At 27.6% G+C, this 9,308-nt stretch carries 9 protein-coding genes and 5 tRNA genes; 12 read left to right on the top strand and 2 right to left on the bottom strand.

Translation table 11 applies throughout. The features are described 5' to 3' along the window. The first annotated feature begins 12 nt into the window (after positions 1–12). Complete coding sequence (gene ligA / locus BD821_RS12280) at positions 13–2,001, top strand: NAD-dependent DNA ligase LigA (RefSeq protein WP_029450993.1); 1,989 nt, start codon at positions 13–15, stop codon at positions 1,999–2,001. A gap of 28 nt (positions 2,002–2,029) precedes the next feature. Then, positions 2,030–2,299: a hypothetical protein gene (locus tag BD821_RS12285; protein WP_029450992.1), complete on the top strand. Its 270-nt coding sequence runs from the start codon at positions 2,030–2,032 to the stop codon at positions 2,297–2,299. A gap of 166 nt (positions 2,300–2,465) precedes the next feature. Here the strand turns inward: BD821_RS12285 and BD821_RS12290 are convergent, their stop codons facing one another. Next, on the bottom strand, positions 2,466–2,729 hold the full coding sequence (locus tag BD821_RS12290) for a hypothetical protein (protein ID WP_035794207.1): 264 nt from the start codon (positions 2,727–2,729) through the stop codon (positions 2,466–2,468). Positions 2,730–2,836: 107 nt separating this feature from the next. On the opposite strand from BD821_RS12290, the gene BD821_RS12295 reads away from it, so the two are divergent. Both BD821_RS12295 and BD821_RS12300 read left to right on the top strand, forming a co-directional pair. Continuing rightward, a complete protein-coding gene (locus BD821_RS12295) occupies positions 2,837–3,313 on the top strand; it encodes a hypothetical protein (protein ID WP_029450991.1) in 477 nt (158 codons plus the stop codon). Positions 3,314–3,393: 80 nt separating this feature from the next. Next, positions 3,394–5,019 carry an ABC transporter substrate-binding protein gene (locus BD821_RS12300; RefSeq protein ID WP_104410732.1) on the top strand — a complete coding sequence of 542 codons (1,626 nt, stop codon included), beginning with the start codon at positions 3,394–3,396 and terminating at the stop codon, positions 5,017–5,019. A 59-nt stretch (positions 5,020–5,078) separates the two neighbouring features. Here the strand turns inward: BD821_RS12300 and BD821_RS12305 are convergent, their stop codons facing one another. Further along, positions 5,079–6,449 carry a hypothetical protein gene (locus BD821_RS12305; RefSeq protein ID WP_104410733.1) on the bottom strand — a complete coding sequence of 457 codons (1,371 nt, stop codon included), beginning with the start codon at positions 6,447–6,449 and terminating at the stop codon, positions 5,079–5,081. Between the two features lie 238 nt (positions 6,450–6,687). Between BD821_RS12305 and rph the strand changes: the two genes are divergently transcribed. From rph to BD821_RS12345, 8 genes are all read left to right on the top strand, one after another. Next, on the top strand, positions 6,688–7,431 hold the full coding sequence (gene rph, locus BD821_RS12310; protein ID WP_104410734.1) for a ribonuclease PH: 744 nt from the start codon (positions 6,688–6,690) through the stop codon (positions 7,429–7,431). 53 nt (positions 7,432–7,484) lie between these two features. Continuing rightward, complete coding sequence (locus tag BD821_RS12315; protein ID WP_104410735.1) at positions 7,485–8,102, top strand: XTP/dITP diphosphatase; 618 nt, start codon at positions 7,485–7,487, stop codon at positions 8,100–8,102. A 46-nt stretch (positions 8,103–8,148) separates the two neighbouring features. Next, positions 8,149–8,628, top strand: a complete 480-nt coding sequence (locus BD821_RS12320; RefSeq protein WP_169994204.1) for a YfcE family phosphodiesterase — start codon at positions 8,149–8,151, stop codon at positions 8,626–8,628. A 235-nt stretch (positions 8,629–8,863) separates the two neighbouring features. Further along, a tRNA-Pro gene (locus tag BD821_RS12325) sits at positions 8,864–8,939 on the top strand. A gap of 5 nt (positions 8,940–8,944) precedes the next feature. After that, a tRNA-Gly gene (locus BD821_RS12330) sits at positions 8,945–9,018 on the top strand. A 29-nt stretch (positions 9,019–9,047) separates the two neighbouring features. Further along, positions 9,048–9,124 (top strand) — tRNA-Arg (locus BD821_RS12335). A gap of 5 nt (positions 9,125–9,129) precedes the next feature. Next, positions 9,130–9,205: transfer RNA gene (locus BD821_RS12340), tRNA-His, on the top strand. Between the two features lie 8 nt (positions 9,206–9,213). Next, positions 9,214–9,288: transfer RNA gene (locus BD821_RS12345), tRNA-Gln, on the top strand. The last annotated feature ends 20 nt before the right edge of the window (positions 9,289–9,308 follow it).

A 9,308-nucleotide genomic window follows, 5' to 3' on the forward strand; every position in this document is an offset into this window, starting at 1 on the left:
AAGCTTTTGGATATGAATGAAAATAAAATTATAGACCTTATTGAAGAGCTTAATAGATATGCTTATGAGTATTATGTTCTTAATAATATTTCAATTAGTGATAAAGAATATGATAAAAAGTATGATGAATTAGTAAGACTTGAAAAAGAAACTGGAATCATACTCCCTTATTCTCCAACTCAAAGAGTTGGAGATATGGTTTTACCCCAATTTAATAAATATGTCCATAAAGCTTCTTTATGGAGCCTTGATAAAGCTCAAAGTATCGAAACATTAAAAGAATGGCATAAAAGGAACATAAAGATAGTAGAAAGTTATAATCAAACTGCAAGTATTCCCTTGCCAAAGTTAACCTATGTTTTAACCAAAAAATTTGATGGTCTTACTATTAATTGCACTTATAATGAAGATGGAGTATTAATTAAGGTAGCTACAAGAGGAACAGGAATTGTAGGGGAAGATGTTACAGCTCAAGCTAAAACAATAAAAAGCCTTCCGCTAAAGATACCTTATGATAGTACCATAGAAATCCATGGTGAGGCCGTAATGACTAGAAAGGCTTTTAATAAATATAATGAAAGCGCTAAGGTACCCCTAAAAAATTTAAGAAATGGTGCTGCAGGTGCTCTTAGAAATTTAAATGTTAAAGAAACTGAAAGACGGAATCTTTCTGCATTTTTTTATGATATAGGATATAACGAAGGAAGACCTTTTGAAACCTATGTTGATATGCTTAATTTTATTAGAGATATGGGGTTTTATTTAGATAGCTATATGAAAGTATGCAGTACTGTAGAAGAAATAGAAGAAGAAATAAAATACATAGATAATATACGATTAGATTTAGAATATGATATTGATGGTGTTGTAATTGCCATAAATGATATTAGAACAAGAGAACTTTTGGGGTATACTGTAAAGTTTCCAAAATGGGCTATAGCATTTAAATTTGAGGCAGAGGAAGCAACAACTAAACTTTTATCTGTGGAATGGAATATAGGAAGAAGTGGGAGAGTTAGTCCTACTGCATTGTTAGAACCTGTAGAGCTTGCTGGAGCAACAGTAAGACGTGCTACTTTAAATAATATGGACGATATAAATAGAAAAAAGGTTAGAATTGGATCCAATGTTCTTGTAAGAAGATCAAATGATGTTATACCTGAAATAATGGGGGTTACTTTAGAAAATACTAAAGATACCTTAGAAATTGTTCCGCCAACTAATTGTCCTTGGTGCAATAGTAAACTTATATTGGTAGGAGCTCATTATTTTTGTGAAAACAGTTTATCTTGCAAGCCACAAATGGTTAAAAGCTTAGTACATTATGCTAGCAGAGAGGCCATGAATATACAAGGATTTAGTGAAAAGACTGCAGAACAATTATTTGAAAAGTTGAATGTAAAGTCCATACCAGATTTATATAGAGTTAAGAAAGAAGAATTATTAACTTTGGAGGGATTTGCTAAGAAAAAGGCTCAAAATCTTTTAAATGCAATAGAAAGTAGTAAAGATTGTGATCTTTCAGCATTTATATATGCCTTAAGTATTCCAAACGTTGGAATAAAGACGGCAAAGGATTTAGTAAGTAAATTAAAAACTTTAGAAAATATAAGAAATGCAAGTTTTGAGGAACTTACTGCTGTAGAGGATGTAGGGGACATAGTTGCACAAAATATATTGAAGTTTTTTTCTGATGAAAAAATTAATGAAAGCATACAAGAATTATTTATGCTTGGTATTTCACCTAAATATGAAGAAAAAGATATAAAGGCTAACATTTTTGAAGATAAAACAATTGTAGTTACTGGGTCCTTAGAAAACTATACTAGGTTAAGTATAAAAGAAAAGCTAGAATCATTAGGTGCAACAGTATCTGGTAGTGTAAGTAAAAAAACTGATTATGTTATAGTTGGTGAAGAAGCTGGATCAAAATATGATAAGGCTAAAGAACTGAATTTAAAAATACTTACAGAAGAGGACTTTGAATCTATGCTAAAATAGAAAGTATTCTTTTACTGGAGGAATAAATATGAAAAAGGCAATAGATTATCTATGTTGGGGATTTGTAGCTATTACCATAGTAGTTATGACGCTTACTGTAATATCCACCTATCAATACATATATATAGCATACTTTAATAATTACTATATGGTAGAAGTGTTTTTAGCAATAACTATGTTACTTTGGTCTATAAAGTTTTTAACATGGGGTGAACTACCTAAAAGAAAACTATACTCTTTTTTCTGCTTTTTTGTAGCTTCGGCAGCTATATTTTTTAGAGTATCACAGGTATTTTAAGTTAAGAATCTTTGAAATAAACCATAAATAAGATAAGTGGAATATGAATTTTTACATATTAAATCTATTTAATAAGTTTAATGAAAAATGCCTTTTTCTGTATCTAGCTGAGATTAGATACAGAAAGAGGCATTTTATATGTAGATTTATTTAGAATATAGAAGAATTAAATTTTGCTTGTATCTTTGTTTTTGTCTTTATATTTACATTCATCTTTATTTGTATCATTATATTCATCAAATAATTTATTACAAGTTTCTTTATCTTTTTTTGACGCTATCATATATATATTTTGAGTCATTTTTTCCATAAGATAATTTTTATATTTTAATTGGGACAATATCTTATTAATCATGATAAAAGATAGTACACTAACAGATGATAAAATAATCATTGTGATGATACCTATAATTTCTATTGTAAGCAGCATTCATAAAACCTCCAAAGTTTAATTTTCATAACTTTTATAAATAATTATATCACACCACATACTCTATAGTACATATAATAATATAATAATAATATTTTGGAGTTAATATGGAACTGATATATAAAGTATATTATAAGTTAAATAAAAAATTAATAAACAATGAAAAAGAATATTTAAAATCTATAGATATAGATAAAATATATGATTCTATTATAAAAGAATGCTGGAAGTATTCTATTCAATATGAATTAATTCTTAAAAATAAATATGTTTTAGAAATTATGTTGTATGGAAAGAGATGCAATAGGTTATTAAAATTTCATAAAAGCACATATGTTACATATGAAGATTATTTAAGCTTTTTATATAAGTGTAATAATGTAAATATAGACAAGGCTTATTATATATCCACCGGTTTTTTTAAAAAAGAAGTTATCAATGCTAATCATTATGAAAAGTTGCCTTTTAAAATAATTTTAGAAGATAACGTTAGATTTATATCAAAACAAATGATGATGAATTCAAAACACAAAGATCGATTAAGCAGAAATTATATAAGGTTTTATGGATATATACCGGATTGAAATATGATTAAAAGTTATAAATTAGGTAATAATATATAATAGATTAATTATAATAAAGGTGTATATAGGAGCTAAATATTATGATAAAAAGAATATTCTTGTTTGTTTTTATAGCTATCACGTTAATATTTTCAGGATGTATCCAAAAAAAAGATGCACCTATTGAGGATGAGAGAGACAATGTAATTATAGGTATGCAATCCATTCCTAAAGGATTAGATTCTGAAGATACATATAATTCTAGAGAGGAAGACATAATTTGTGCTCTTTTCGATGGATTAGTTGAAAAAAATGATAATGGTGAGATAAAAGGTGCCCTTGCAAAAGAATGGAGTATAAGTGAAGATGGGCTTAGTTATATATTTATTCTAAAAGAGGACATAACATGGAGCGATGGAAAGCAGATTGAAGCAAAACATTTTGTAGAACTATTTAGACAAATACTTAGTCCAAGCGAAGACAGTAAAAATATTTCAGAGCTATATAGCATTTTTGGAGCAGAAGACTATAACAAGGGTAAAAAGCCTCAGGGAGAAGTAGCTATTATATCAACAGATAAGAAAACACTTCAAATAAGATTAAATTATAGAAATGACAAATTATTAGATACTCTTTCTAAGCCTAGATACAGACTTAGAAAAGACTTTGAAGTATTAAAATCATGGAAAGAAAATTATAAGCAGATAGTTTATACAGGAGCATATAAAATTACAGATTTAAAAGAAAAAGACGGAGAAAATACAATTGTTTTAAAAAAGAATAATAACTATCATGATAAAGACAGTATTTTGACTGAAGAAATTATTTTAGATAATGTAGCAAATTCAGAAATGGGTATGGCAAAGTTTGATACAAATCAAATAGATGTATTTTTTTCCCCACCTATAAGTGAAATAGATAGATTAAAGTCCACAGAAAATATTATATATATAACTCTTCAAGATTTTAATTCTATAATATTTAATTTTAAGAGTCCCTTTGCTTCGAAAATAGATTTTAGAAAAGCTATTGAAGAAGCTCTCCTAGCATCATTAGATGAAACTAAAGTTAGTGAAAAGTTTAATGTAAACCTTGCTAAAGGAGAAATATTTAATGATTCTAGTACAAAAGTAGTATTTTCAAATGAAAATAAAGATATTAATCTTAGATATGATCTGTTTTCTGCTAATAGTAAAATAAAGGATTTGGTAACTGAACAAAATAATAAAACTCTAAACATATTATGTGTAGATAATGAAAAAAATAAATTGTTAATGGAATCATTAAAAGATATCATAGAAAAAGAATTTAATATAAAAAGTACAATTTATTATTATAAAGATAAAGATATAGAAAATGAGTTAACTAAAGAAAACTATGATATGGCATTAGTAGAATATACTCATATTGGAACTAAAGAAAGTTTTTTGAGGTCTTGGTACAATACCCATGGTAAAGAAGTGAACTATAACAGCGAACTTTTAGATAAAGGTTTAATTAAGATAAAAGGTGAAAATAATAATCTAATAAAAGAAAATTTAATAAAGGGAATGGAATTAGAATTAAAAAAGGACTTACCCCTAATACCTATTGCTAATAACAATTTATTTATATGTAAAAACAATAACATTGAAGGTATATATATGGATGGAAATGAAAATATAATTATTAAAAATATAACTAAAAGTACAGATTTAAATGAAGAACTAAAAGAAAAAGAGTTTTAGATAAATAAAAGATTATCTAAAACTCTTTTTTAAAAATTACGAAACTAAGAAGATGCTTATTAACTGTTAGAGAGGTAAATCATGTAAAGTAAACATTGGAAATACTTTGTTGAATCAAATACTTGCTTATTTATAGTGAACTCATCTTTTTTAACATTATATTTTATATCCTTTATTATAACAGGGGCAACACCAGAGGTTTCAGGAGTAGGTAAAGTAGGAAGTTTAAAATAAATTTCATCTATTAAATCTTCTGATTTTAAAGTGTGATTTTTATATCTTTCTATACTATTTATATTAGGAGGTTCTGGCCAGCTACATACTATACCTGAATTTATAATATATTTTCTATAAATATATTCAAACTTAGCATTACTCTTTTCATCATTAGAAAATTTGTTTTTAAATACTAAAGCTAAAATATAAAAACAAATTTCATAAGAATTATAATCTATGTCTTTTTTAGAAGAATTTTTTAGTAAAACAAATTTTTCTTCATCACATAAATTAATTAATTCTTTGTAGATATCTTTACTAAAGTCTTCATATTTTGAAATTCCTGTAGTGTGATTAAAAAGTATAGAGGTAATAAAAATTAATGAAGTATTTGAGATAGAGGTTGAATTATTTAAATTTCCTAACTCATCATGGATTAAATCCATAATATCAATGGTTAAAAGTAAAACATCATTATTATTATCAAATTTTAAGTAAATATTTAGTAGAGATAATATGTTTATCTTTTCGTGAAGAGACACGTTGTAGATCTCGTCTTTATATCTTAAAATCATGTCTAAAATATCCTTAGAAAAATTATAATATTCATCTGAATCTTCAGTTTTAGAAATTATACTATAAATAGCATAACAATTCATCATTAAGATTTGGTTGGAATATTTAAACTTTTTATTTTTAATTTCAAAATTTAATTCTTTTGTTATTGGGTCTGAAATATCTTTCTTATCTACAAACAGCCCTTCTTCATTTCTAAGATAAGAAGAATAAAAGTTTAATTGATGTTTTACTAGATTAATGTAGATATTATATAAGCCATAAAGTTCTTTATCTAAATCCTTGAATTTTTCATAATAATTAGCAAGTTCTAATAAACATAAAGTTAAGTACCCATTACTAGATATATTAACTTCTTTTTTAAAACTATCTTCATCCCAAAATACATTGTTTTTGTGAGTTAAAAGTTTAATATTAGATCGTTTATAGATACATAAAAGTGGAGAACTTTCTTTAAATGTGTTAATATCGAAGTTGGAAAATGTTTTGATTTTAAGTTCTTTTAGGGGTATATTAATACCAAATTTAGAGTTTAAAACTATATGTTTTGTAGATTCTTTTGCAAAATAAAATAGTTGACTTTCTATCATTTCGTTTGATAAGTTATTTAGTCTTAAAAATGGACCGATATATTTCAAAATCTTCACCTCATAAAATAATCCTTATATAAAGGATATGTGATGAAAAGATAAAAAGTGCTAAATAATCTATAATTAAAGGAAAAATTTTATATATGATGGCTTATTTTATAGTCAGTAAAGATTAAATGAAAAATAAATGGTAACAATTAGGATGCGTAATATTGTAAATACTTTGTATCTAATATTTCAAAGAGAATATTTTAAGTTGAAAAGTTATAAAAGTGGAGGTAATAATGTGAGGATAGACGGAAGAAAAAACGATCAGATAAGACCGGTTAAGATTATAAGAAATTATACTAAATATGCTGAAGGATCAGTATTTATAGAGGTTGGAGATACTAAGGTTTTGTGTAATGCTTCAATTGAAGATAAAGTCCCTCCGTTTTTAAAAGGTAAGGGAGAAGGGTGGATAACCTGTGAGTATAATATGCTGCCAAGATCCACTGAAGTAAGAAAAATAAGAGATATATCTAGATTAAAAATAGATGGGAGAACTATGGAGATACAAAGACTTATAGGTAGAGCTTTAAGATCCGTAGTAGACCTTAAATTAATAGGTGAAAAGACTATATGGATAGATTGTGATGTTATTCAAGCAGATGGGGGAACTAGAACTACGGCTATTAATGGAGCATTTATAGCTATAGTAGACGCTATAAATAAAATACATAAGGAACGTCCATTTAAAGTTTATCCCATTAGAAACTTTTTAACAGCTGTAAGTGTAGGTATATTTGAGAATGAAAAAATATTAGATTTATGTTACAAAGAAGATTGTAAGGCAAATGTAGATATGAATGTTGTAATGACTGAAGAAGGTGAATTTGTTGAGATACAAGGAACAGGAGAGAAAAACCCATTTTCAAGAAAAGATTTAGATGAGTTGCTTCATTTAGCTGAAAAAGGATCAAAACAAATGATAAATATTCAAAAAGATATTTTAAAAATGGATTGTCTTTGGATAGGTACTGGTAAATAGTTTAGGTATATATTAAAAGATGTTAGTTTTATTTTTAGATAGGAGTAGATAAAGTGAAAGATATTATATTAGCAACTAATAATGAACATAAAGTAAAAGAGTTTAAAGATATATTAAAAAATCTACCTGTTAATATTTATTCATTAAAAGAAGTTAATGTAGAGGTAGATGTAGAAGAAACAGGTACTACATTTATAGAAAATTCTAAGATAAAGGTTCAATCTATATATTATATTTTAAAAGAGAAAAATAGAAAAGACTTTATTATATTAGCAGATGATTCTGGACTTATGGTAGAGTATTTAAATGGTGATCCAGGAATATATTCAGCAAGATATGCAGGAGAACATGGGAACTCAGAAGAAAACAATAAAAAGCTTTTATTAAAATTAAAAGGTGTACCATATGAAAATAGAAGAGCCAAATTCGTAAGTGCTATTGCATTAATGGACGATGAGGCTAGATTTACAGTGGTAGAAGGTGAGGCTTATGGATATATTATAGAGGATTATAGAGGTGGTAAAGGTTTTGGATATGATCCTTTATTCTATTTTCCAGGAAGAAATAAGACTTTTGCTGAAATGAGTGAAGAAGAAAAGAATGGGTTAAGTCATAGAGGTAAGGCTTTGAAAAAATTAAAAATAGAAATAGAAAAATTAGTAGAACTATAATTTATGTTGGATTTAGATTGTAGCTGTTAAAGGAGATGCAGAAAGTTTGTTAGTAGCAATTATAAGTGATACTCATAGAGACCATGAAGTATTAAATAAGATAATTCATAAAGTTAAGAATTGTGATTATATACTTCACCTTGGAGATAATATAGAGGATCTAAAATACATAGAGGATAGAGCTAATAATAAAAAGATAATATGTATGGGTGTTAAGGGAAATTGTGATTATTCGAATATTGTACCTAGTGAGAGAATTGTTGATATAGAGGGTCATAAGATATTTATGACTCATGGGCATAATTATGGAGTTAAAATTGATACCTGGAATATTAGGCGAAGAGCTTTTGAATTAAATTGTAAGATATGTTTATATGGTCATACTCATGTTTTTGGAATAAATGAAGAAAATGGTAGCTATTTAATAAACCCTGGCAGCCCATCAATTTCTAGAGATGGGAAGAGAGGCTTTGTTATTATGGAAATAAGGGGAGAAGATGTAAGACCATATTTTGTAGAAATTTAATAAAGTATACTTAGATTGGAAATTGTAGACTTGATATTACTAATTTAATTATATGAAAATATAGTTTCTAGTATAAAATTATATGCCTATAAGTATTAAGGTATAGCCATTCTATGCATATTTATATGTTATAAAAATAAAAATGAATAAAAAAACAATAAAAAACTATTGACGTATTAAAGTATATCGTGTAGAATAAATTATGTTGCGTGAGAACATACTTCTTTAAATGCAACGGGGTGTAGCGCAGATGGGAGCGCGCGTGGTTTGGGACCATGAGGTCGCAGGTTCAATCCCTGTCACCCCGACCATTTATGCGGGTATAACTCAATGGTAGAGTGCTAGCCTTCCAAGCTAGTTACGAGAGTTCGATTCTCTCTACCCGCTCCAATAGTTTCATGTAAATATGAAACTAATATGCGTCTTTAGCTCAGCTGGATAGAGCAACGCCCTTCTAAGGCGTGGGCCAGGGGTTCAAATCCCTTAAGACGCACCATTGTGGTGGACGTAGTTCAGTTGGTAGAGCGCCAGATTGTGGTTCTGGTTGTCGTGGGTTCGAGTCCCATCGTCCACCCCATAAAAAAGTGGGGTGTCGCCAAGCGGTAAGGCAATGGACTTTGACTCCATTATGCGTAGGTTCAAATCCTGCCATCCCAGCCAAACGGTTTACTAGCTCAGTT

The organism is Clostridium algidicarnis DSM 15099 (genome assembly GCF_002934235.1).
GTDB classification, from domain to species: domain Bacteria; phylum Bacillota; class Clostridia; order Clostridiales; family Clostridiaceae; genus Clostridium_L; species Clostridium_L algidicarnis.

What these genes read in the sequence shown, in the direction of transcription:
- ligA (WP_029450993.1), top strand. Translation starts at nt 13, where the DNA reads ATGAATGAAAATAAAATTATAGACCTTATTGAAGAGCTTAATAGATAT.
- BD821_RS12300 (WP_104410732.1), top strand. Translation starts at nt 3,394, where the DNA reads ATGATAAAAAGAATATTCTTGTTTGTTTTTATAGCTATCACGTTAATA.
- BD821_RS12285 (WP_029450992.1), top strand. Translation starts at nt 2,030, where the DNA reads ATGAAAAAGGCAATAGATTATCTATGTTGGGGATTTGTAGCTATTACC.
- BD821_RS12290 (WP_035794207.1), bottom strand. Translation starts at nt 2,729, where the DNA reads ATGCTGCTTACAATAGAAATTATAGGTATCATCACAATGATTATTTTA.
- BD821_RS12295 (WP_029450991.1), top strand. Translation starts at nt 2,837, where the DNA reads ATGGAACTGATATATAAAGTATATTATAAGTTAAATAAAAAATTAATA.